General features: G+C 57.2%; 20 protein-coding genes and 1 pseudogene. 14 read left to right on the top strand and 7 right to left on the bottom strand.

The annotated features are described in order from the left end of the window. The 4 genes from arcC to D5066_RS20265 all read left to right on the top strand — a co-directional run bounded on the left by arcC (position 1) and on the right by D5066_RS20265 (position 4,002). Positions 1 to 954 carry a carbamate kinase gene (gene arcC / locus D5066_RS20280; protein ID WP_119917049.1) on the top strand — a complete coding sequence of 318 codons (954 nt, stop codon included), beginning with the start codon at positions 1 to 3 and terminating at the stop codon, positions 952 to 954. A 38-nt stretch (positions 955 to 992) separates the two neighbouring features. Further along, a complete protein-coding gene (gene argF, locus D5066_RS20275; RefSeq protein WP_119917048.1) occupies positions 993 to 1,997 on the top strand; it encodes an ornithine carbamoyltransferase in 1,005 nt (334 codons plus the stop codon). 46 nt (positions 1,998 to 2,043) lie between these two features. After that, the gene (locus D5066_RS20270) at positions 2,044 to 3,447 is read left to right on the top strand and encodes a YfcC family protein (RefSeq protein ID WP_119917047.1); all 1,404 of its coding nucleotides are present in this window, start codon (positions 2,044 to 2,046) and stop codon (positions 3,445 to 3,447) included. Between the two features lie 75 nt (positions 3,448 to 3,522). Further along, positions 3,523 to 4,002 carry an arginine repressor gene (locus tag D5066_RS20265; RefSeq protein WP_080328859.1) on the top strand — a complete coding sequence of 160 codons (480 nt, stop codon included), beginning with the start codon at positions 3,523 to 3,525 and terminating at the stop codon, positions 4,000 to 4,002. A 3-nt stretch (positions 4,003 to 4,005) separates the two neighbouring features. Here the strand turns inward: D5066_RS20265 and D5066_RS20260 are convergent. Continuing rightward, positions 4,006 to 4,123 (bottom strand): annotated as a pseudogene (locus D5066_RS20260) (hypothetical protein). Here D5066_RS20260 and D5066_RS20255 point away from each other — a divergent pair. The 5 genes from D5066_RS20255 (at position 4,103) to gbpA (ending at position 7,698) form a co-directional block, all read left to right on the top strand. Next, positions 4,103 to 4,207: a pyrBI operon leader peptide gene (locus D5066_RS20255; protein ID WP_022646880.1), complete on the top strand. Its 105-nt coding sequence runs from the start codon at positions 4,103 to 4,105 to the stop codon at positions 4,205 to 4,207. The pseudogene D5066_RS20260 and the gene D5066_RS20255 overlap by 21 nt on opposite strands. Positions 4,208 to 4,242: 35 nt before the next feature. After that, entirely contained in the window at positions 4,243 to 5,175 is a 933-nt protein-coding gene (pyrB, locus tag D5066_RS20250) for an aspartate carbamoyltransferase (RefSeq protein WP_003863368.1), read from the top strand. 12 nt (positions 5,176 to 5,187) lie between these two features. Beyond that, on the top strand, positions 5,188 to 5,649 hold the full coding sequence (gene pyrI, locus D5066_RS20245) for an aspartate carbamoyltransferase regulatory subunit (protein ID WP_080328857.1): 462 nt from the start codon (positions 5,188 to 5,190) through the stop codon (positions 5,647 to 5,649). Positions 5,650 to 5,722: 73 nt separating this feature from the next. Further along, positions 5,723 to 6,109 (top strand): 2-iminobutanoate/2-iminopropanoate deaminase, encoded by a 387-nt coding sequence (gene ridA, locus D5066_RS20240; RefSeq protein WP_119917046.1) that lies wholly within the window; start codon positions 5,723 to 5,725, stop codon positions 6,107 to 6,109. Between the two features lie 137 nt (positions 6,110 to 6,246). Beyond that, positions 6,247 to 7,698, top strand: coding sequence for an N-acetylglucosamine-binding protein GbpA (gene gbpA, locus D5066_RS20235; RefSeq protein WP_119917045.1), 1,452 nt, complete (start codon positions 6,247 to 6,249; stop codon positions 7,696 to 7,698). 85 nt (positions 7,699 to 7,783) lie between these two features. Here gbpA and D5066_RS20230 read toward each other — a convergent pair whose 3' ends face one another. Together D5066_RS20230 and mgtA are read right to left on the bottom strand one after the other, a co-directional pair. Continuing rightward, positions 7,784 to 10,168 (bottom strand): beta-N-acetylhexosaminidase, encoded by a 2,385-nt coding sequence (locus tag D5066_RS20230; protein ID WP_119917044.1) that lies wholly within the window; start codon positions 10,166 to 10,168, stop codon positions 7,784 to 7,786. A gap of 202 nt (positions 10,169 to 10,370) precedes the next feature. Next, entirely contained in the window at positions 10,371 to 13,079 is a 2,709-nt protein-coding gene (gene mgtA / locus D5066_RS20225; protein ID WP_119917043.1) for a magnesium-translocating P-type ATPase, read from the bottom strand. 388 nt (positions 13,080 to 13,467) lie between these two features. Here mgtA and treR point away from each other — a divergent pair, with 388 nt between their 5' ends. Then, positions 13,468 to 14,415, top strand: a complete 948-nt coding sequence (gene treR / locus D5066_RS20220) for a trehalose operon repressor TreR (RefSeq protein WP_119917042.1) — start codon at positions 13,468 to 13,470, stop codon at positions 14,413 to 14,415. 11 nt (positions 14,416 to 14,426) lie between these two features. Here treR and D5066_RS20215 read toward each other — a convergent pair whose 3' ends face one another. Genes D5066_RS20215 through D5066_RS20205 form a run of 3 tightly spaced genes read right to left on the bottom strand, consistent with a single transcriptional unit; the run spans position 14,427 to position 15,834 of the window. Further along, positions 14,427 to 14,906 carry an Hcp family type VI secretion system effector gene (locus D5066_RS20215; protein WP_119917041.1) on the bottom strand — a complete coding sequence of 160 codons (480 nt, stop codon included), beginning with the start codon at positions 14,904 to 14,906 and terminating at the stop codon, positions 14,427 to 14,429. Between the two features lie 44 nt (positions 14,907 to 14,950). Next, a complete protein-coding gene (locus D5066_RS20210; RefSeq protein ID WP_119917040.1) occupies positions 14,951 to 15,139 on the bottom strand; it encodes a hypothetical protein in 189 nt (62 codons plus the stop codon). A gap of 2 nt (positions 15,140 to 15,141) precedes the next feature. Then, the gene (locus tag D5066_RS20205; RefSeq protein ID WP_119917039.1) at positions 15,142 to 15,834 is read right to left on the bottom strand and encodes a hypothetical protein; all 693 of its coding nucleotides are present in this window, start codon (positions 15,832 to 15,834) and stop codon (positions 15,142 to 15,144) included. Between the two features lie 386 nt (positions 15,835 to 16,220). Here D5066_RS20205 and treB point away from each other — a divergent pair, with 386 nt between their 5' ends. The 3 genes from treB to D5066_RS20190 all read left to right on the top strand — a co-directional run bounded on the left by treB (position 16,221) and on the right by D5066_RS20190 (position 20,228). After that, positions 16,221 to 17,639, top strand: coding sequence for a PTS trehalose transporter subunit IIBC (gene treB, locus D5066_RS20200; protein WP_047346434.1), 1,419 nt, complete (start codon positions 16,221 to 16,223; stop codon positions 17,637 to 17,639). 51 nt (positions 17,640 to 17,690) lie between these two features. Beyond that, positions 17,691 to 19,346 (top strand): alpha,alpha-phosphotrehalase, encoded by a 1,656-nt coding sequence (treC, locus tag D5066_RS20195; protein ID WP_119917038.1) that lies wholly within the window; start codon positions 17,691 to 17,693, stop codon positions 19,344 to 19,346. A 135-nt stretch (positions 19,347 to 19,481) separates the two neighbouring features. Further along, a complete protein-coding gene (locus D5066_RS20190; RefSeq protein WP_080328850.1) occupies positions 19,482 to 20,228 on the top strand; it encodes an oligogalacturonate-specific porin KdgM family protein in 747 nt (248 codons plus the stop codon). 8 nt (positions 20,229 to 20,236) lie between these two features. Here the strand turns inward: D5066_RS20190 and D5066_RS20185 are convergent, their stop codons facing one another. Beyond that, positions 20,237 to 20,896, bottom strand: a complete 660-nt coding sequence (locus D5066_RS20185; RefSeq protein WP_119917037.1) for a MurR/RpiR family transcriptional regulator — start codon at positions 20,894 to 20,896, stop codon at positions 20,237 to 20,239. Positions 20,897 to 21,075: 179 nt separating this feature from the next. On the opposite strand from D5066_RS20185, the gene D5066_RS20180 reads away from it, so the two are divergent. Then, positions 21,076 to 22,473 carry a PTS fructose transporter subunit IIC gene (locus tag D5066_RS20180; protein WP_119917036.1) on the top strand — a complete coding sequence of 466 codons (1,398 nt, stop codon included), beginning with the start codon at positions 21,076 to 21,078 and terminating at the stop codon, positions 22,471 to 22,473. The last annotated feature ends 2 nt before the right edge of the window (positions 22,474 to 22,475 follow it).

Below are 22,475 nucleotides of genomic sequence, written 5' to 3'. Positions count from 1 at the left end.
ATGGAACGAAAACCCACTCTGGTTGTGGCCCTGGGCGGCAACGCGCTGCTCAAGCGCGGCGAGCCGCTGGAAGCGGAGATCCAGCGCCAGAACATCGAGCAGGCCGCCCACACCATCGCCGGGCTGACGGCGCAGTGGCGCGTGGTGCTGGTGCACGGCAACGGCCCGCAGGTCGGGCTGCTGGCATTGCAGAACAGCGCTTACGACAAAGTCACCCCCTACCCGCTGGACGTTCTCGGTGCCGAAAGCCAGGGGATGATCGGCTACATGCTCCAGCAGGCGCTGAAAAACAATCTGCCGCAGCGCGAGGTGAGCGTTCTGCTCACGCAGGTGGAGGTGGACGCCGCCGATCCGGCCTTCAGCAACCCGACCAAGTACATCGGCCCGGTGTACAGCGAAGCCCAGGCAAAAACGCTGGCAGGGGAAAAAGGCTGGGTGTTCAAGGCCGACGGGAGCTATTTCCGCCGCGTGGTGCCGTCTCCGCAGCCAAAGCGCATCGTCGAGAGCGACGCCATCACGGCGCTGATCCAGCGCGACCATCTGGTGATCTGCAACGGCGGCGGCGGCGTGCCGGTAGTGGAGAACGCCAACGGCTATCGCGGTATTGAGGCGGTGATCGACAAAGACCTCTCCGCCGCGCTGCTGGCGCGCCAGATCGAGGCCGACGCTCTGCTGATCCTGACCGATGCCGACGCGGTGTACCTCGACTGGGGCAAGCCGACCCAGCGCCCGCTGGCGCAGGTAACGCCGGATCTGCTCAGAGGCATGCAGTTCGACGCCGGATCGATGGGGCCGAAAGTGGCCGCCTGCCGCGAGTTTGTTGAGGCCTGCAACGGCATTGCCGGGATCGGCGCGCTGAATGACGGCGCGGAGATCCTCGCGGGCGAGAAAGGCACGTTGATTCGTTCCCCCTCACCCGACTCTCCCTCTCCCCGTGGGAGAGGGCCGGGGTGAGGGCACCAGACAGCAAAATTTTAAAAAGGATTTCCCACATGACCATCAACCTGAAAAACCGCAACTTCCTGAAACTGCTGGACTACACCCCGGCGGAGATCCAGTACCTGATCGACCTCGCCATCGAGCTAAAGGCCGCCAAAAAAGCCGGGCGCGAGAAGCAAACCCTGGTCGGGAAAAACATCGCCCTGATCTTTGAAAAAACCTCCACCCGCACACGCTGCGCCTTCGAAGTGGGCGCGTTTGACCAGGGCGCGCAGGTGACCTACCTCGGCCCAAGCGGCTCGCAGATTGGCCATAAAGAGTCGATGAAGGATACCGCCCGCGTGCTGGGCCGCATGTATGACGGCATCGAATATCGCGGCTACGGCCAGGCCATCGTCGAAGAGCTGGGAGAGTACGCGGGCGTGCCGGTGTGGAACGGCCTGACCGACGAGTTCCACCCGACGCAGATCCTCGCTGACCTGATGACCATGCTGGAGCACGCGCCGGGCAAAACCCTGCCGGAGCTGAGCTTTGCCTATCTCGGCGACACGCGCAACAACATGGGCAACTCCCTAATGGTCGGCGCGGCCAAAATGGGGATGGATATCCGCCTTGTGGCGCCGAAATCCTTCTGGCCGGAGGCGGGCCTGGTTGAGCAGTGCCGCGCCATCGCCAAAGAAACCGGCGCGCGCATCACCCTCACCGACGATGTGGAAGAAGGCGTGCAGGGGACCGATTTCCTCTACACCGACGTGTGGGTCTCCATGGGTGAGCCGAAGGAGGCCTGGGCCGAGCGCGTCAGCCTGATGAAGCCGTATCAGATTAACGCGGACGTGATGAAGGCCACCGGAAACCCCAACGTCAAGTTTATGCACTGCCTGCCCGCGTTCCACAACGAGCACACCAAAGTGGGCCGCGAGATCGAAATGGCGTACGGCCTGAAGGGGCTGGAAGTGACGGAAGAGGTCTTTGAATCACCGAACTCCATCGTCTTCGACGAAGCAGAGAACCGCATGCACACCATTAAAGCGGTCATGGTGGCGACACTCGGCGACTAATCACCGCCCGGCGCGCCGCGGGTGCGCCGGGTTTCAGGAGAACATCATGGGCAAGTTCAAGTTTCCCTCCGCTTACACCATTCTCTTTTTTCTGATTGCCGTGGTCGCCGTGCTGACGTGGATTGTGCCGGCCGGGCAGTACCATATGGCGATGAACGAGGCGCTCGGCAAAGATGTGCCGGTTGCCGGTACCTACGCGCACGTCGCGGCGCATCCGCAGGGGGTGGTTTCGGTGCTGATGGCACCGATTGCCGGGCTGTACGATCCGGAATCCGGCCAGGCCGGGGCGATCGACGTCGCGCTGTTTATTCTGATCATCGGGGGTTTCCTCGGGATCGTCACCAAAACCGGAGCGATTGACGCCGGGATCGAACGCGTCACCACTAAACTGCGCGGACGCGAGGAGTGGATGATCCCGATCCTGATGGCGCTGTTTGCCGCTGGCGGCACGATTTACGGCATGGCCGAGGAGTCGCTGCCTTTCTACACCCTGCTGGTGCCAGTGATGCTGGCGGCGCGGTTCGATCCGGTCGTCGCGGCTTCTACCGTGCTGCTCGGGGCGGGGATCGGCACCCTCGGTTCGACTATCAATCCGTTCGCGACGGTGATCGCCGCCAACGCCGCCGGGATCCCCTTCACCAACGGCATCATGCTGCGCATCGCGCTGCTGGTGATTGGCTGGGTCATCTGCGTGGCGTGGGTGATGCGCTACGCCCGTAAGGTGCGCAAGGATCCGTCGCTGTCGATCGTGGCGGATAAGCAGGAGGAGAACCTCGCCCACTTCCTCGGTAACAAGGGCGAGCAGTCGCTGGAATTTACCCCGGTGCGCAAACTCATCCTGGTGATCTTCGCCCTCGCCTTCGCGGTGATGATCTACGGCGTGGCGGTGCTGGGCTGGTGGATGGCGGAGATCTCGGCGGTGTTTCTCGCCAGCGCCATTATCGTCGGCCTGATTGCGCGGATGAGCGAAGAGGAGCTGACCTCAACCTTTATCAACGGCGCGCGAGATTTGCTGGGCGTCGCGCTGATTATCGGCATCGCACGCGGTATCGTAGTGATCATGGATAAGGGCATGATTACCCACACCATTTTGCACAGCGCCGAGGGGATGGTCACCGGGTTGTCAACGGTGGCGTTCATCAACGTGATGTACTGGCTGGAAGTGGTGCTGTCGTTTCTTGTGCCTTCTTCGTCCGGCCTTGCCGTTCTGACGATGCCGATCATGGCGCCCCTTGCCGATTTCGCTAACGTCAACCGCGACCTGGTGGTCACGGCTTACCAGTCGGCGTCCGGCATCGTTAACCTGGTCACTCCCACCTCAGCCGTCGTGATGGGCGGGCTGGCTATCGCCCGCGTGCCCTACGTGCGCTATCTGAAATGGGTCGCGCCGCTGCTGGGAATATTAACGGTGGTGATTATGGTGGCGTTAAGCCTGGGGGCGATGTTGTGATGTTTTGAAGTTGTAGGCCCGGTAAGCGTAGCGCCACCGGGCGTTTTGTTTCAGCCACTTACATGGGAAATAGTTATGACGGAATATGGTGATTACTCTCCAAAAGAACAGCTTCAGCTGACGGTCTGCCAGCGTCTGATCGCGGAAAAGAGCTATCTCTCTCAGGAGGAGATCCGCCGCGATTTGCAGGAGCGGGGTTTTGAGACCATCAGCCAGTCCACCGTTTCACGTCTGCTCAAGTTGCTTGGTGTCATAAAAATTCGAAATGCCAAAGGGCTAAAGATTTATTCGTTGAATCCCCAACTGCGCCCTGCCCCCGATGCCGCGCGCACCGTCTCCGAAATGGTGGTGAGCGTGGAGCACAATAGCGAATTTATCCTTATCCATACCGTTGCCGGATATGGCCGCGCGGTGGCGCGTATTCTGGATTATCACCAGTTACCGGAAATTTTAGGCGTGGTGGCAGGAAGCAGTATCGTCTGGGTCGCCCCCCGCGTCGTGAAGCGCACCGCGCTGGTGCATAAGCAAATTAATTATTTACTCAGAACGCATTAATATTCATAAAGAACCGTTTGCATTGAGTAAAGCGTGCATTAAATCGCTTGATCCGCATAACGAGCTGCGTATAATGCCCGACAATTTGCCGGGAGGAAGCATGGTCAAGCGTGTACGACATAACGTCTTACCGCGTCTGAAATCAGACGCTGGCCTGCCGTTTTTCTTCCCGTTGCTAAACCTATTCCCAGAGCCCCTCATTTGAGGGGCTTTTTTTTTGCCCGGCGTCAGGAGATAAACATGAATCCGCTTTATCAAAAACACATCATTTCCATAAACGACCTCAGCCGCGAAGAGCTGGAACTGGTTCTGGAAACCGCGGCAAAACTGAAGGCCAATCCGCAACCGGAGCTGCTGAAGCACAAGGTGATTGCGAGCTGCTTCTTTGAAGCTTCGACCCGCACGCGCCTCTCCTTTGAAACCTCCATGCACCGCCTGGGCGCGAGCGTGGTGGGCTTCTCGGACAGCAGCAACACGTCGTTGGGCAAAAAAGGCGAGACCCTGGCGGATACCATTTCAGTGATTAGCACCTACGTTGACGCGATTGTGATGCGTCACCCGCAGGAGGGCGCGGCGCGTCTGGCGACCGAGTTTTCCGGCGGCATTCCGGTGCTGAACGCCGGTGACGGTGCCAACCAGCACCCGACCCAGACCCTGCTGGATCTGTTCACCATTCAGGAAACCCAGGGCACGCTTGAGAACCTGAACATCGCCATGGTCGGCGACCTTAAGTACGGCCGCACCGTCCACTCCCTGACCCAGGCGCTGGCGAAATTTAACGGCAACCGCTTCTTCTTCATCGCCCCGGACGCGCTGGCGATGCCGCAGTACATTCTCGACATGCTGGACGAGAAAGGCATTGCGTGGAGCCTGCACGCCAGCATCGAAGAGGTGATGGGCAACGTGGATATTCTCTACATGACCCGCGTGCAGAAAGAGCGTCTGGATCCGTCCGAATACGCCAACGTGAAGGCGCAGTTCGTCCTGCGCGCCAGCGACCTTGAGGGCGCGCGCGACAATATGAAGGTGCTGCACCCGCTGCCGCGCATCGATGAGATCACCACCGACGTGGACAAAACGCCGCACGCCTGGTACTTCCAGCAGGCCGGAAACGGCATCTTCGCCCGCCAGGCGTTACTGGCACTGGTTCTGAATCGCGAATTGGCACTGTAAGGGGAAACGACAATGACACACGATAACAAACTCCAGGTTGAAGCCATCAAGCGTGGCACCGTGATTGACCACATCCCTGCGCAGGTCGGCTTTAAGCTGCTGACGCTGTTCAAACTGACCGAAACCGACCAGCGCATCACCATCGGCCTGAACCTGCCGTCCGGCGAAATGGGACGCAAAGATCTGATCAAGATCGAGAACACCTTCCTGACCGACGAGCAGGTCAACCAGCTGTCGCTGTACGCGCCGGAGGCCACCGTTAACCGCATCGATGATTACGACGTGGTGGGTAAATCTCGCCCGAGCCTGCCGGATCGCATCGAAAGCGTGCTGGTCTGCCCGAACAGCAACTGCATCAGTCATGCTGAGCCGGTTTCCTCCAGTTTTGCAGTGAAAAAACGCGCCAATGACATCGCGCTCAAATGCAAATACTGCGAAAAAGAGTTTTCTCATTATGTGGTGCTGGCCAACTAATTGAGGTTGGTAATGAAATCCCGGCTGTTATAATGGCCGGGAACATTCTTAACGCTGTAATTCTGGAGAAAAAATGAGCAAAATACTCGCGACGGAAAATGCACCAGCGGCTATCGGCCCATACGTTCAGGGCGTTGATCTGGGCAGCATGATCATCACCTCTGGCCAGATCCCGGTGAACCCAAAAACCGGTGAAGTGCCAGCCGACGTAGCGGCGCAGGCGCGTCAGTCGCTGGAAAACGTGCAGGCTATCGTTGAATCTGCCGGTCTGAAAGTGGGCGACATCGTGAAAACGACCGTTTTCGTGAAAGATCTGAATGACTTCGCGACCGTTAACGCCACTTACGAAGCCTTCTTCACCGAGCATAACGCCTCCTTCCCGGCGCGCTCCTGTGTTGAAGTAGCTCGTCTGCCAAAAGACGTGAAAATTGAAATTGAAGCGATTGCCGTACGTCGCTAATTTATTTCAATAAAGAGAAGGCAGCTCAGGCTGCCTTTTTTATTTCGACCATTTTTACTCTCTTCAGGAAATGACGCTTCCCCTACTCCATTAATAGACTGACGCTGCCTTGTTATATTCTAATTAATGGATGAAGAATGAAACTCTCTAAAATTGCGCTGGCCGTTGCCACATTAACGGTGGCGTCTTCCGCACTTGCACACGGATATATAGAATCCCCCGCCAGCCGCGCTTATATGTGTAAGCTCGGCCAGAATATTGACTGTGGCTCCGTCCAGTACGAACCGCAGAGCGTAGAAAAGGCCTCCGGCTTCCCGACCGGCGCGATGCCGCCTGACGGCCAGCTCGCCAGCGCAGGCATTGCCAACTACTCCCAGCTTGATAAGCAGAGCCTGAACGCCTGGTCCAAAAGCCCCATGACGGCAGGCCCGCATGAATTTGTCTGGCACCATACCGCACCGCATAAAACCACCAACTGGCGTTATTACATCACCAAACAAAACTGGGACCCAAATAAGCCGCTGACCCGCGACCAGTTTGAATTAACGCCGTTCTGTACTATTAACGGGAATGGTCAGGCACCAGCGATGACAAAATCCATGACCTGTAACGTCCCGGAACGTACGGGCTATCAGGTTATTTATGGCGTATGGGAAATTGCGGATACCGCAAACAGTTTTTATCAGGCCATTGACGTAGATTTCGGTAACGGCGGCAACGTGACCCCGGACGACACGCCTGCGGTGGTGTCCGAGTGGAGCAAAACGCTGAGCGGGCAGATTGCCGGGAATAACCTGAACGCAGGCGATAAAGTCATTGCACGCTTCTTCGATGCCAACGGCGAAGTTGCCGCTCTGCGCACCGAGATGACTATTAGTTCGGCTGCCCAGGGAGATGCGAACCAGTGGGCATACGATCTGGCGCAGAAGATCAACGCCGCGCACAGCGACGTGCGCGTCGGGGTAAAGGATGAAGCGGGTGAAATCAGCCCGGTCCACGGCGCGAACAGCGTCTTCGTCAAAGACGGCAGTACCCTGCAGTCCGTTGCGATCTCGTACGAAGAGCAGAAAGCGGAAGTGCATGAAACCATTGCCGTTTCTAACCTGCAGTACAGCAAAATCGAGAACGGCAAGGCAACCGTCACCTTCCACGTGAACACCAAAGGCGACGTGAACCTTGAAGCACACGTAATGAACCACAGCGGTGCGGAAAAAGGGTATCTGAAACAGGACATGAACAACGCCAACCAGGACGTGACCATGACCCTGAATGACGTGACGTCGGGCCACCACATGCTGAAATACTACGCCACCAATAAAGACGGCACCCTGTTCGCCCAGGACGTGCTGAACCTGATGCTGGAAGGCGGTTCAGCCGCAGATGGCACCGGTCAGCATGACTTTATCTTCCCGGACGGCATTGCGTCCTACAAAGCGGGCACCGTAGTGTTACAGCCTAAAGACGGTAAGACCTACGAATGTAAGCCATTCCCGTACAGCGGCTACTGCGTGCAGTGGAGCAAGTTTGCAACCCAGTTTGAGCCAGGCGTTGGCGCACACTGGAAAGAGGCGTGGGTGTTGAAAAACTGAGTTGCCTTTGCGCCCGGCGGCACTTCGTTTGCCGGGCCTACACGTTACGTAGGCCCGGTAAGCGTAGCGCCACCGGGCGCTTTTGTTACTGATTCCGCGTCGCTCTAAGCAGCGTCTCCAGCGGATATACCGCCGCAATCACCACCTCGTCCTGAACCTTCGCCGCGTTATCCAGCTCGCTCTGAATCGACGCGATCTCTTTATCGTCCAGCGTGCCCTGACGCGCCACCAGGTCGGTGAGCCGCAGGCCAATCGACGAAAGCTTATCGACTTCCTGAATCACCGGCTTGATCGCTTTCAGCTGATAGCTGTTTTCGCTTAGCGCCAGCGCGTCGCTGGTATTACTCTGCCAGCGGTTGAAGACGTGGCGCAGCGCGTCGGCGCTTTCCGTGTCTTCCGCGTCGCTCACCAGGCGGTCCGCCCACTTGTGCATCTGGCGCACGGTGGCGCTTTCAGCGTTAAGCGCATCTGCAAATCTGTTAAGCGGCTCAAACTGATGGTAGTTTCCGGCCTGGAACTTCAGGTGCTGACGGGTGTAATACTGGGCCGGTTCAAGCGCCTGCGCGAGGATTTGCAGCGGCAGGGTGTCCGCATTGTTAGCAAGGCGCGTGAACTGCACCTGCTGCTGGGTATGCTGCTGCAGCCCGACGGACACCGTCGACCAGCTGTCCATCGCCTGCAGGCGGGTATACATGTTGTCGACGTCATTAACGTCCTGCGCGGACCACAGCCGCTCCGACACCGCAAAGGCGCGCGGCCACAGGCGGATATCCAGCACCGGCGCAACCACGTTCTCCGCCCACAGCGCGGCTTCGCCGCCGAGCAGGTTGGCCTGATTCGCCACGTCCGGCACGACGGGCGGAATGCCTTTCGGCACCTCGTCCAGACGCGTGCCGCTAATCGGGTAACGCGTATTCCCCACCAGGAAATAGCCGGTGAGTTTGTCGTTATCAACATTGACCACCGGGCGCGTTTCACCCATCCAGGTGTCGACGGTAAAGGTCACCTGATTGTCGTCACGCCACTGAATGTTATCCACCGCGCGGCGGGATTTCCCGGCAAAATCAATAAATCCGCGCCAGCCGGCATCCCCTTTTACCAGCGTAAAGCTCCCCTCTACCGGCTTGCCCTTCAGTCGCGGCATGGAGAAGGCCCAGCTCTGGGCGCTGTCGGTATCCGCGATCACATCCACACCGTTTAAGCCCTGCGGGACGATTTCGTTGCGGTAGTGATAGGCGGTGGATTGCGGCTGGTCGAGGTAGAAACCGGTAGAGAGAATGCCTTTGTAGCCGTTCTGCGCCACCTGCCCCAGCGCGTCCTGTCCCTGCCAGGACTGGATCAGAATGCTTTTCGGCAGGTCGGGATGGTAGATCTCGTCCCAGCCGACCATCTGCCGGTGGTGCTTCTCAAGGATCGTCTCCAGCTTGCGGTTAAAATACGCCTGCAGCGCGTGGCTGTCCGCCAGCCTGTTGTCGCGCATGAAATTCTGGATCGCCGGGTTCGCTTTCCACTGGCTGTCGTCCACCTCATCGCCGCCGATATGCAGATAGGGATCCGGGAAGATCGCCGCCAGTTCGCTCACCATCGCGTCGGCAAAGGCGTAGGTTGCCTCTTTTGTTGGATCCAGCACCGGCTTCAGCACGCCCCAGCTGCGCTCCATGCCGTACGGCCCCGGCGCGCTCATCAGCTCCGGGTAGGCCACGGCAATCGCCGAGGCGTGGCCCGGCATGTCAATTTCAGGCACCACGCGGATGCCGCGTCCGGTGGCGTATCGCACCACCTCGCGCATCTGTTCCGGAGTGTAGAACAGCCCATCGCTGGCGAGCTGCGTCAGCTTAGGGTAGCGCTTCGAGCTGAAGCGCCAGCCCTGATCGTCGGTCAGATGCCAGTGCAGGACGTTGAGCTTCGCCGCGGCCATGCCGTCGATCTGGCGCTTGATATCCGGCAGCGGAATAAAGTGGCGCGCCGAGTCGAGCAGCAGCCCGCGCCACGGGAAGCGCGGCGAATCTTCAATGGTGACCCACGGCAGCGAGGTGTTTTCCGCGCCGTTCTGCATCAGCTGGAGCAGCGTTTCCATGCCGCGCAGCGCGCCGAAGCGGGTGTTGGCGGAGATGTTTACGCCGTTGGCATCCACCGTGAGCTTGTAGCTTTCATCGCTGTCCGGCAGCGGCTGCGGCTTCACCTTTTTAGCGATGGCGATGCGGATGGTCGGTTTATCCGTTTGTTCGGCCTGCGGCTGGAGCGTCCAGCCGGTTTGCAGGGCAATGCGCTGGCGCAGGCGGTTGACGGCGTCACCAAGATCGTCCCCGCTGACGCTGATGGAAATTTTATCGTTAAGCACCAGCGCGCCCTGGGTTGTCGGGCGTTCAACCTTCGCGGGCCAGGGCATTAAGGGGAGATCGCCTGCCGGGGCGGCAAAGGCAGAGGCGCCGAGCATCAGCCCGGCGGTTAAGAGACTGTACCGTAACATGAATGTTCCTTATCTGACGGGCCAAATAAAGGCAAAACATTCTGTTAACATGCGCTCAAATTGTCGTCAAGCGAATGCGCCGACGGAGATCACAGGTTGTTGAATTTGGGAGGAAAGCTATTGCCCGGTGGCGCTGCGCTTACCGGGCCTACGTTTCGTGAGTAGGCCGGGTAAGGCGAAGCCGCCACCCGGCAAACATAACTTACTGCCACCCATACCGACGCGCATAAATGCCTTTCACCATCTGCGTCAGCACCATGTAGCCCGCGAGGATCGCCACCAGCCACGGGAAGTAGCTCAGCGGCAGCGCCTGAAGCTGCAGGTAGCCTGCCAGCGGCGAGAACGGCAGCGCGATGCCCAGCGCCATCACAATGCCCGTCATTACAATCAGCGGCCAGGCGGCGCGGCTCTGGATGAACGGAATGCGGCGGGTGCGGATCATATGCACAATCAGCGTCTGCGACAGCAGCCCTACCACGAACCAACCGGACTGGAACAGCGTCTGATGCTCCGGAGTGTTAGCGTGGAACACAAACCACATCAGGCAGAAGGTCAGAATGTCGAAGATGGAGCTGATCGGCCCAAAGAACAGCATGAAGCGACCCAGATCGGCGGGGTTCCAGCGCTGCGGCTTCTGGATCTGCTCGTCGTCCACGTTATCAAACGGAATCGCCACCTGAGACACGTCGTACATCAGGTTCTGGATCAGCAGATGCAGCGGCAGCATCGGCAGGAACGGCAGGAAGGCGCTGGCCACCAGCACGCTGAAGACGTTACCGAAGTTGGAGCTGGCGGTCATTTTGATGTACTTCAGCATGTTGGCGAAGGTGCGACGCCCTTCGATGACGCCCTCCTCCAGCACCATCAGGCTCTTTTCCAGCAGGATGATATCCGCCGCCTCGCGAGCAATATCCACCGCGCCGTCCACGGAGATACCAATGTCCGCCGCACGCAGCGCGGGCGCGTCGTTGATGCCGTCGCCCATAAAGCCGACCACGTGCCCTTCACGACGCAGCAGGGTAACGATGCGCTCTTTGTGCATCGGCGTCAGGCGGGCAAACAGCGTCGTGCGCTGGGCAAGCTGCGCCAGTTCGTCGTCGGTGAGGTGCTCAATGTCGCTCCCCACCACCACGTCGCCCGCGTCCAGCCCCACTTCGTGACACACTTTAGCCGCCACCAGCTCGCTGTCGCCGGTCAGGATTTTGACGGTGATGCCGCTCGCCTTGAGCGCTTTTAAAGCCGGCGCGGTGGTCTCTTTCGGCGGATCGAGGAATGCGATGTAACCCTCGAGGATCAAATCGGATTCGTCGATACGCTGATAGTCCCCCTCGCGCGCGGGCAGGAACTTGCTGGCTACCGCCACCACGCGCAGCCCCTGACGGTTCAGGTTGTCGGTCACGCGCTTGATGCGGCGCAGCATGGTCTCGTCCAGTGGGACGATCTCGCCGTTATGCCGCACCTGCGTGGAGACGTTCAGGATCTCCTGCAGCGCGCCTTTGCAGATCAACTGATGCACGTCCTGCTGCTCGCTCACCACCACCGACATACGGCGGCGCTCGAAGTCGAACGGGATTTCGTCCACCTTCTGCCAGCGGCCGGAGAGAGTGCGGGCAGACTCCTCGTCCACGCCTTCCAGCACCGCCACGTCGAGCAGGTTTTTCAGCCCGGTCTGGTAGTGGCTGTTCAGCCACGCGCTGTGCAGCACGCGCTCGCTGGTTTTACCGGCAATGTCGGTGTGGTTCTCCAGCACGATTTTATCCTGCGTCAGGGTGCCGGTTTTGTCGGTGCAAAGGATGTCCATCGCGCCAAAGTTCTGAATGGCGTCGAGGTGTTTAACAATCACCTTTTGCTTCGACAGTTTTACCGCCCCGCGCGCCAGCGTGGAGGTGACAATCATCGGCAGCATTTCCGGCGTCAGGCCGACGGCCACGGAGAGTGCAAACAGCGCCGCCTCCCACCAGTCGCCCTTGGTGTAGCCGTTGATCAGCAGCACGATCGGCGTCATCACCATCATAAAGCGGATCAGCAGCATGCTGACGCGGCCAATCCCTTTCTGGAAGGCGTTCGGCTCGCTCTCCTGCTCGCTGACGCGCCCGGCAAGCTGTCCAAACCAGGTGTTGCCCCCGGTGGCGGTGACAATCGCCTGCGCCGTACCGCTGACTACCGTGGTTCCCATAAAGCACAGGGTATCGCACTCGAGCGGGTTCATCTGCTGCGGGTCGCGGCTGCGCGCCACCTTTTCAACGGGCAGGGATTCCCCGGTCAGAGAGGCCTGCGCCACGAACAGATCCCGCGCCTGGATGATGCGTAAATCCGCCGGGATCATGTCTCCCGCCGCCAGCTTCACCAGATCGCCCGGCACCAGCTGGTCGATAGGCAGCTCCACCCAGGCGTTTTCGCCGAGATCATTAATCACACGCGAGACGGTCGCGGTGTTGCTGACCATTGCCTTCAGGGCGTCCGCCGCTTTGGTGGAGCGGGCCTCCTGAATAAAGTTCAGCAGCGTGGAAATGCCGACCATGAGGGCAATCACGCCCGCGGCGAACAGATCTTCCGTCGCGTAGGAGATGATGCCGAGCACGGTCAGCAGCAGGTTGAACGGGTTGCGGTAGCAGAGCCACAGGTGCACCCACCACGGAGAGGGCTTCTGCGCCGGGATCTGGTTATCGCCGTGCACGGCGCGGATTTTTTCCACTTCAGACGCGTTCAGCCCTTCCGGATGACCGCCAAAGGCACGCCAGACTTCGTTTTCATCCATCGCCGCCACGTTCAGGCAGCGTTCGGTCAGGGACGCGGGGATCTCCGCCCCCGCCATGTTTTTGGCATTGGGCAGCGGGTCGCGCTGAACAAGACGGTGTGGCAGGTGGCGGCTCAGCAGCGCCTGCAGCTGCCGGGTGATATTTTTAAACATAGACATTCCTCCGCATCCGCAGGGCGGACGCAGCATTCCCTTCAGGCGTGGCAAAGTCGTACCTGTCAGGCACTTAATTTTCAAGCAGGAACGTTTAGGACGTTGCTGCCTCACATACCGGTGAGACAGCAAAAGCTGGCTTACCGGAAAGAACGTGGTCTCCCGTTCAGGAGAGGTGTGGGATCGGGATCCATAAAGCCTCCGGTAAGTAAAAAAACAGGGTGTCGCCGCGCAGTATAAGGATTTAAGCGTACCCTTTGTGACGATTCGGGCGGTATTATACGCGCCTGCAAATAAACAGTACGTAAACCAGACTTTGCCCATAGCGAAATCGCGCTATAGCATTAGGCTCAATTGACCATTTTGTCGTTGTTACAGGGAAAACAGCATGCAGAACCGCCTTACGATTAAAGACATCGCGCGTTTAAGCGGCGTGGGGAAATCCACCGTGTCGCGCGTGCTGAACAACGAAAGTGGTGTCAGCGAACGCACCCGCGAACGCGTTGAGGCGGTTATGAATCAGCACGGTTTTTCCCCTTCCCGCTCCGCACGCGCCATGCGCGGGCAGAGTGACAAGGTGGTCGCGATCATTGTTTCGCGTCTGGATTCCCTGTCAGAAAACCTCGCCGTACAGACCATGCTGCCCGCCTTCTACGAACAGGGCTATGACCCGATCATGATGGAGAGTCAGTTCTCGCCACAGCTGGTGGAAGAACATCTCGGCATGCTCCAGCGGCGCAACATTGACGGCGTGGTACTGTTTGGTTTTACCGGTATTAATGAGGAGATGCTGAAACCCTGGCAGCCGTCTCTGGTGCTGCTGGCACGCGATGCCAGCGGGTTTGCCTCCGTCTGTTATGACGACGAAGGGGCGATTATCACCCTGATGCAGCGTCTGTACGAAGACGGCCACCGCCACATCAGCTATCTGGGCGTGCCGCACGCGGACGTCACTACCGGCAAGCGTCGCCATGAGGCCTACCTGACCTTTTGCAAAAACCACAACCTTTCCGCCGTGGCCTCCCTGCCGGGGCTCGGCATGAAGCAGGGCTACGAGCAGGTCGCCAGCGTCCTGACGCCGCAGACCACCGCGCTGGTGTGCGCCACGGATACCCTGGCGCTGGGTGCCAGTAAATTTCTGCAGGAGCAGCGCATTGATAACCTGCAGGTGGCAAGCGTCGGCAGCACGCCGCTGATGAAGTTCCTGCACCCGGAGATCCTCACCGTTGACCCGGGCTACGCCGAGTCCGGCAGACAGGCCGCTGCGCAGCTGATCGAGCAGATCAACGGGCGGATCGAACCGCGCCAGATCGTGATTCCTGCCCGTCTCTCTTAGCTCGTTAGTTATCATCTGCAGCAGAGATCGTTCCATGAATCACGGTAGATAATATTGCCTTCCATGTGCTTCCATGTGATCGCCTCATAACGCAATTCAAGCGTTTCAAGGTGGGTACTACTCATGCCGCCAGGAGAAAGGTATGGCGCGACCGTGGTGAACTTAACGTTTTCCAAAATGATATTGAAATACTCGGACTCGATTCCTGCCTCCAGAAGACGGTACATTTTAATTGTCGCTTTCTTCATGGTTCGCCCTTCGCACACCGCGCGGTACAGAAGTGGGGTAGTCTGATCAAATTCTTTAACTATGGTGATAGGGCGATGAACACGCGTTCCGGTGAGTTTTCCCCAGCTTGGATCAACAGGAATGGTTACCCCGTGGGAAAATGATTTTAACTCAATAGAACCCAGCCGAAGTGGCATTATACAGCTACCAATTACCGGCGAGCCGTTCTCATCTTCAAGCCATAAATGTGCAGGAGTAGACATGTCATATCCTTATTGGTGGGTATCAATATTAGGAAGCTCAGCATTTACCATTTCACATAACGACCAAAAATAATCATTACGACAACAAAGAAAACACCAATAGGCCAGACTGGGCTTCCCGGGGAAAAATGCGCCTGAATCAGGGCAAATAGAATTGTTAACGCCGTTGGGCCATAGATTGAAAAAAAGACTCGCCCCTGCCAGCGTAAAAAACGTTTGATGTAGTTCAACATGGCTATAAGATCATCCTGCTGATGATGTCCGCAATGTCACTATCTGATGCCCATTGCGCATCCACTGCGTGCGACCTTTGAAACACTGGCTCAATAATGAAGTAGAGCATTTCAAGTCCTTGTGCATAAAAAGCAGCGTACAAGGCGGGAAATTCGACATGCAGGCGATGAGCACTGTCAGCGGCTTTTTGCACTACCCCATAGACACCAATAAGGGCAATACCACGGGAAGCCCAGGTACCCGCAAGGGCGCTTAATTCAAGGCTGATGTTTAATCCAAGGCGAACACAGGTGGCGACAGCAAACGTAAATCCTGCTCCAGTGAGGGTGACCGATGCGACATGGACATTTACCGCCATCAGGTGCTGCTTGATATACTCTAATTGGTCTGATGTTTTATACCGGAAAATTTCCTCAAAGTAGATTCGAAGCATGTTATAGACTACATCAATACCGTTCACTACCTGATAAACAGCATCCCTGAAACGTATATCTTCAATCTGTTGTCGCTGGCAGACGTCATAATATTCATCGGTGAAGCATGAGGTGTAATACAAAAGACGTGTCGCGCCATTCCCTATGGTATCCACCTGTTTTTTGACCTGCTGGCCAACAGCCGTGACGGCATGGTCGAGTTTAAGCGCAAGAATTTTATTGGCCTGTAAATAACGGATGATTTCATTGTTTCCGTACATAAGCGCTCCATACGTGTTTCAGCAAATTGAAGCAAGCCTATGCCTGAACACAGTATTGATATTCCAACCTGATCACATTTAGGACCTGATACTTTCTTTTTAAGATAATGACCCGGAATCTCTAAAAACATTAAGTAGTTGGCTCATATAAAATCCTGGTAAATTTTTATATCTCTTCCCGGCATCCCTGCAGCTGATTGAGCAGATCAACGGGCGGATCGAACCGCGCCAGATCGTGATTCCTGCCCGTCTCTCATAACCCTCCTGAATTGTTTATTGTGATCTTCGCCCGATTTCGGGAACGTTCCCATTTTCGCCGTCACGCTGAAGGAGTAGGCTTGCGCTCAGGTCATTACCCCCTTCAACATCGGTCATGAGGTTTCATGATGAGTAAAGTCAAACAAGCAGATATCGATCGGCTGATCGTCCTGGTCGGCGGTCGCGAAAACATCGCCACCGTCAGCCATTGCATTACACGCCTGCGCTTCGTGCTGAACGATCCGGCCAAAGCCAACCCGAAGGCGATTGAAGAGCTTTCGATGGTGAAAGGCTGCTTCACCAACGCCGGACAGTTCCAGGTTGTGATTGGTACCGAAGTGGGCGATTACTATCAGGCTCTGCTGGCGACTACCGGGCACTCCTCTGCCGATAAAGAGCAGGCGAAGAAGGCCGCGCGCCAGAATATGAAGTGGCACGAGCAGCTGATCTCCCACTTCGCGGAGATCTTCTTCCCGCTGCTGCCGGCGCTGATCAGCGGAGGCTTGATTTTAGGCTTCCGTAACGTCATCGGCGATGTGCCGATGAGCGACGGCAAAACGCTGGCGCAGATGTACCCGGCGCTGCAAAGCATCTATGACTTCCTGTGGCTGATTGGCGAAGCAATCTTCTTCTATCTGCCGGTGGGGATTTGCTGGTCCGCGGTGCGCAAGATGGGCGGTACGCCGATTCTCGGTATTGTACTGGGCGTCACGCTGGTCTCTCCGCAGTTAATGAACGCTTACTTACTTGGTCAGCAGGTGCCGGAAGTGTGGAACTTCGGCCTGTTTACCATCGCCAAAGTGGGCTATCAGGCGCAGGTCATCCCGGCCCTGCTGGCCGGTCTGGCGCTAGGCTTTATTGAAACGCGCCTGAAGCGCATCGTGCCGGATTACCTCTATCTGGTGGTGGTGCCGGTCTGCTCACTGATCCTGGCCGTCTTCCTGGCGCACGCTTTTATCGGTCCGTTTGGCCGCATGATTGGCGACGGCGTGGCCTTCGCGGTGCGTCACCTGATGACCGGCAGCTTCGCCCCGATTGGTGCCGCGCTGTTTGGCTTCCTCTATGCCCCGCTGGTGATCACCGGCGTGCACCAGACCACGCTGGCGATCGACATGCAGATGATTCAAAGCCTCGGCGGTACGCCTGTCTGGCCGATTATCGCCCTCTCTAACATTGCGCAGGCCTCTGCGGTGACCGGCATCATTATCGTCAGCCGTAAGCACAACGAGCGGGAGATCTCCGTTCCGGCGGCCATCTCCGCCTACCTCGGCGTGACCGAACCGGCGATGTACGGTATCAACCTGAAATACCGCTTCCCGATGCTCTGCGCGATGATCGGCTCTGGCCTGGCGGGCCTGCTGTGCGGCCTGAACGGCGTGATGGCGAACGGTATTGGCGTCGGCGGCCTGCCTGGCATCCTCTCCATCCAGCCCGCTTTCTGGCAGGTGTTTGCCCTGGCGATGGCGGTGGCGATTATCGTCCCCATGGCGCTCACCACCGTGGTTTACCAGCGTAAGTTCCGTCAGGGCACGCTGCAGATTGTTTAACTTCATCTTTCGGGGCGCAGTTGCGCCCCTTCGCATTTGCAGGAACGCACTATGAATACCCTTCCTCACTGGTGGCAGAACGGCGTCATCTACCAGATTTACCCAAAGAGTTTTCAGGACACCACCGGCAGCGGCACGGGCGATCTGCGCGGCGTAACCCAGCGGCTGGACTATCTGAAAACCCTCGGCATTGACGCCATCTGGCTGACGCCGTTTTATATCTCCCCGCAGGTGGATAACGGCTACGACGTGGCGAATTACACCGCCATCGATCCAGCCTACGGCACGCTGGATGATTTCGACGAACTGGTTACCGAAGCGCACGAACGCGGCATTCGCATCGTTCTCGATATGGTGTTTAACCACACCTCCACGCAGCACGCCTGGTTCCGCGAGTCGCTGAACAAAGCGAGCCCGTACCGCCAGTTCTACATCTGGCGCGACGGCACGCCGGAGCAGCTTCCTAACAACTGGCGCTCCAAGTTTGGCGGCAACGCCTGGCGCTGGCACGCCGAGAGCGAGCAGTATTACCTGCACCTGTTTGCGCCGGAGCAGGCTGATCTCAACTGGGAAAACCCGGCGGTGCGCGCCGAGCTGAAAAAGGTGTGCGAGTTCTGGGCCGATCGCGGCGTGGACGGCTTGCGTCTGGACGTGATCAACCTGATTTCAAAAGATCAGGACTTCCCGGACGACACCCTTGGCGACGGTCGCCGCTTCTACACTGACGGGCCGCGCATCCACGAATATCTTCAGGAGATGAGCCGCGACGTCTTTACCCCACGCAACCTGATGACGGTGGGAGAGATGTCCTCGACCTCGCTGGAGAACTGCCAGCAGTACGCGTCGCTCGACGGGCGAGAACTGTCGATGACCTTTAACTTCCACCATCTCAAGGTGGACTACCCCGGCGGTGAAAAATGGACGAAGGCGAAGCCGGACTTCGTGGCGCTGAAAACCCTTTTCCGCCACTGGCAGCAGGGGATGCACAACAAAGCCTGGAACGCGCTGTTCTGGTGTAACCACGACCAGCCGCGCATCGTGTCGCGCTTTGGCGACGAAGGGGAACACCGCGTGGCGGCGGCGAAGATGCTCGGCATGGTCCTGCACGGCATGCAGGGCACGCCGTATATCTATCAGGGTGAAGAGCTGGGGATGACCAACCCGCACTTCAGCCGCATCACCGATTATCGCGACGTGGAAAGCCTGAATATGTTCGCGGAACTGCGCGCCAGCGGCCGCGAACCGGAGGAGTTACTGGCGATTCTGGCGAGTAAATCCCGCGATAACGGGCGAACCCCAATGCAGTGGGACGCCTCACACAATGCGGGCTTTACCGAGGGCGAGCCGTGGATTGGCGTCTGTGACAACTACGAAACCGTGAACGCGCGCGCGGCGCTGGACGACCCGGATTCGGTGTTCTACACCTATCGGTCGCTGATAAGCCTGCGTAAAACCCTGCCGGTGCTGACATGGGGGGATTACGACGATCTGCTGCCGGAACATCCTTCGCTGTGGTGCTATCGCCGCCAGTGGCAGGGGCAGACGCTGATAGTCGTGGCGAACCTGAGCCGCGAGCGCCAGCAGTGGCAGCCGGACCCGGTACAGGGAACATGGCGGGTTGCACTCAGCAACTATGAGGACGTTCCGCCCCGCCCAGATACGCTGCTATTGCGCCCGTTTGAAGCCATCTGGTGGCTGCAGGAATAAACGTCAGGAGATACAGCATGCTGTATCTCCTTTTTTTATGTTTAGCGATACGCTAAATGTACGACGATAACTTTTACAATATGCCGCACCCAAAATAAAAATAGCCTGCCAATTAAATAACCTCGGCAGGATATTATGAAAAAGACAATTATTAAAGCAACATGTATTAGCGCATTATTATTGAGCACACAGGGATGGTGCGGAAATACGTCCGTCGATCTTCGCTTTGGTCATAATACGCGCTCAGACGTAAATGATTCTCGTATTAAGGTCATGCATCAGGCAGATAACGGTTTTTACTTCTCCGTTGAAGCCGCACAAAACCACAACGACACCTTTTTTGGTGATACTGACCGATATAATCCAGACGAAAAGGGGTTAACGGAAGCGGCGCAGGAGATCGAAACGCGCTGGCGCTTCGATCTGGGCAATGGCTTCGCCGTTGCGCCTGGCATGGTGACGGTTTTCACCACCAGCAATACCCATTACCGCCCCTTCATTCAGGGCTGGAAAGCGTTTGATAACGGTCTGAACCTCTCCGCCCGCTATCGTTATAACACCGTCAATGATGCGCACAGCGACAAAGAACTCGACGGCAGCGGCTACACCCGCCGTCAGTCACACCAGTTCGACATTTGGTTCGCGTATAACATTGGCAAATTCGGTATGTCCTACAACCCGCGCTTCCGCTGGCAGGATAATGTCGATCAGGGAACCGGGGATGATACCTACTGGGAACATACCGTCGCGTTCAACTACAAGCTCGACGATGGCTGGACGCCTTATGTCGAGCTGGTATCGCTGGATAAAACCTATATCAACGATGACGGCAACCATGAAAATGATTATGCCGTACGCCTGGGGATAGTGAAGCAGCTCTGACGGCCAGACTACACCGTATCGTGCTGCAGCAGCCTGCAGCCGATACGGTCCACGGCGCTTAACAGTTCAAGCTGACCTTCCCGCTGATACAGCGAAACCGCGTTAATGTCGATCGGTAACGGCCAGCATAGCGTTGAGATCGACGCCAGTGTCGAGCCCTGGCGGGTAATCGCAATAATCTTCAAGCCTTTGCGCAGCGCGTTACGCGCCATTTCAACCAGCGACTGGGTCTCCCCGGATTTACTGATCAGCACCAGCGTCCCCTTCGATACCCGTGTCAGCTGGTGCATGTCATTCAAAATAAGATGCGGCAGGCTCGCCAGTGATAAAAATCGCGACAGGTAGTTGAGGCTGGTGAGCGAGGCGCCCCGAGCATACAGATAGATATGGCTGGAATGGATGAGCAGCCTGGAGAATTCCGCCACGATATCGTCCGCCTGCAGCCCCGCGTCGGGGGCGGCAGGTGCTGGTGTAAAGTGATCGCGCAAAAAACGATACCGAAGCTCGGTATAGCTTTTATAGCCCATTTTTTTACACACACGATTAACGGATGTTGTCGTTGTAAAGGTATCACGGGCAATCTCTTTTGCCGATATATTAGAAATATTACACGCGTGATGCTGAATGTATTCAAATATCAAACGTTCACTTCCCTGGAATGAATTCATCTGTTACGCCCTGTTTAATCCCGGAATGATATTAACACAACAGAAAAATAGTCTCTGGAAGGCGCTTCACACATTGCATTTACGCGTATCACGATACGTAATTAGTATTAGCAAACATTAAAAACTGTTTTAGGTTCTCTTTATACTTTCCCTGTTTTCACATCCAGGGAATTATGACAATGACGAAACAAAAAGTTGTCGCGGTAACGGCCTGCCCGACAGGCATCGCCCACACCTTTATGGCGGCAAATAAAATTATTGCATGGGCTAAAGAGCACAATATCGAAGTAAAGGTCGAAACGCAGGGCAGTGACGGCGTCAAAAACCGCTTAACTAAACAGGATATCGCCTCCGCCACGGCCATTATTCTGGCAACCGACGTTCCCATTCAGGATGCCGAGCGTTTTGAAAACATTCCTCACCTTCAGACCCGTACGCAAGAGCTGATCAAGCACACCGATCGCTATCTGCGTCAGGCGCTGTCCATGGAAAAAAACGTCACCACTGTCGCCCACGAAGACGATCTCCCACGTTCGGCTTACCAGATTTTTATTGGTCATATCATGGCGGCCATCAGCTATATGCTGCCGGTGGTGGTGATGGGCGGGCTGATGATGGCAACGGCAAAAATTACCGGCCAGTTTATTAACATCGAACATTCGCCGTTTAGCGTGCTGGATAAAGTGGGCTTTATGACCATCAAGTTCATGTATCCGGTCTTCGCCATGTATCTGGCATTTTCCATTGCCGGTAAGCCAGCGCTGATCCCCGGGCTTATCGGCGGCATCATGTCCGATGAAGTCTACAAGCGCTTCTTTGATATCGAAGGCTTTATGCCATCCGGCTTTTTCGGTGCCATTGGCATTGGCTTTTTTGTGGGCTATCTGGTGCGCTGGCTCAATGATTCGATTCACGTCCGTCAGCAGCTCACCACCATTAAGACCATGCTGCTCGTCCCGCTGATCACCGGCATTACGCTGGTGATGGTCATGGAATATCTGATTAACCCCATTTTTGGCTCGCTTAACCAGCTTATGGTGGTCTTTTTTACCTCGGCAGGTGACACCGGGCGCGGGTTCTATTCCGCGATGATCGCCGCGGGGACCGCGTTTGACCTGGGCGGCGCGGTCAACAAGGCGGCAGGCTCGGTCGCGCTCGGCCTGAATGGCATGAGCGAGACGTTTGATTTAACCGCCCGCGAACTCTCCATAGTGATCCCCTCCATTGGCGTCGGCTTTGCAGCGTTCCTCAACGGCCGCTTTGGGCTACCGGATGTCTTCAGCCGGGAAGAGAAAACCGTCGGTAGCACCTCGTTGTTACTGGGCGTGATTGGCATCTCGGAAGGTGCGATCCCGTTCATCCTGAAAAACCCACGCCTGATCCCGGTGTTCATGACCGGCGCCGTCGCCGGTGCGCTGCTCGCCATTGCACTCGGCGTGAAGCAGACGCTGCCTCTGCCAGCGATCTGGGGCTGGCCGCTGGCAACCAACGTAGCGGGCTACCTGGCGAGCGTCCTTATTGGCGCACTGATTTGCGCCCTGGGCGTGCTTTACGTCAGCCCAAAGAACGCCAGATAAGG

Source organism: Enterobacter chuandaensis, assembly GCF_003594915.1.
GTDB lineage: Bacteria > Pseudomonadota > Gammaproteobacteria > Enterobacterales > Enterobacteriaceae > Enterobacter > Enterobacter chuandaensis.
The sequence above is the reverse complement of the archived record's forward strand: the minus strand, read 5'-3'. Positions and strand labels throughout refer to the sequence as shown.

Bases quoted from the DNA above. Each gene is read 5' to 3' on its own strand.
- pyrI (WP_080328857.1), top strand. From the start codon at position 5,188: ATGACACACGATAACAAACTCCAGGTTGAAGCCATCAAGCGTGGCACC.
- D5066_RS20210 (WP_119917040.1), bottom strand. From the start codon at position 15,139: ATGTTGAACTACATCAAACGTTTTTTACGCTGGCAGGGGCGAGTCTTT.
- ridA (WP_119917046.1), top strand. From the start codon at position 5,723: ATGAGCAAAATACTCGCGACGGAAAATGCACCAGCGGCTATCGGCCCA.
- D5066_RS20255 (WP_022646880.1), top strand. From the start codon at position 4,103: ATGGTCAAGCGTGTACGACATAACGTCTTACCGCGTCTGAAATCAGAC.
- D5066_RS20265 (WP_080328859.1), top strand. From the start codon at position 3,523: ATGACGGAATATGGTGATTACTCTCCAAAAGAACAGCTTCAGCTGACG.
- D5066_RS20270 (WP_119917047.1), top strand. From the start codon at position 2,044: ATGGGCAAGTTCAAGTTTCCCTCCGCTTACACCATTCTCTTTTTTCTG.
- mgtA (WP_119917043.1), bottom strand. From the start codon at position 13,079: ATGTTTAAAAATATCACCCGGCAGCTGCAGGCGCTGCTGAGCCGCCAC.
- pyrB (WP_003863368.1), top strand. From the start codon at position 4,243: ATGAATCCGCTTTATCAAAAACACATCATTTCCATAAACGACCTCAGC.
- treB (WP_047346434.1), top strand. From the start codon at position 16,221: ATGAGTAAAGTCAAACAAGCAGATATCGATCGGCTGATCGTCCTGGTC.
- D5066_RS20215 (WP_119917041.1), bottom strand. From the start codon at position 14,906: ATGTCTACTCCTGCACATTTATGGCTTGAAGATGAGAACGGCTCGCCG.
- D5066_RS20185 (WP_119917037.1), bottom strand. From the start codon at position 20,896: ATGAATTCATTCCAGGGAAGTGAACGTTTGATATTTGAATACATTCAG.
- D5066_RS20230 (WP_119917044.1), bottom strand. From the start codon at position 10,168: ATGTTACGGTACAGTCTCTTAACCGCCGGGCTGATGCTCGGCGCCTCT.
- treC (WP_119917038.1), top strand. From the start codon at position 17,691: ATGAATACCCTTCCTCACTGGTGGCAGAACGGCGTCATCTACCAGATT.
- treR (WP_119917042.1), top strand. From the start codon at position 13,468: ATGCAGAACCGCCTTACGATTAAAGACATCGCGCGTTTAAGCGGCGTG.
- D5066_RS20205 (WP_119917039.1), bottom strand. From the start codon at position 15,834: ATGTACGGAAACAATGAAATCATCCGTTATTTACAGGCCAATAAAATT.
- D5066_RS20180 (WP_119917036.1), top strand. From the start codon at position 21,076: ATGACGAAACAAAAAGTTGTCGCGGTAACGGCCTGCCCGACAGGCATC.
- argF (WP_119917048.1), top strand. From the start codon at position 993: ATGACCATCAACCTGAAAAACCGCAACTTCCTGAAACTGCTGGACTAC.
- D5066_RS20190 (WP_080328850.1), top strand. From the start codon at position 19,482: ATGAAAAAGACAATTATTAAAGCAACATGTATTAGCGCATTATTATTG.
- arcC (WP_119917049.1), top strand. From the start codon at position 1: ATGGAACGAAAACCCACTCTGGTTGTGGCCCTGGGCGGCAACGCGCTG.
- gbpA (WP_119917045.1), top strand. From the start codon at position 6,247: ATGAAACTCTCTAAAATTGCGCTGGCCGTTGCCACATTAACGGTGGCG.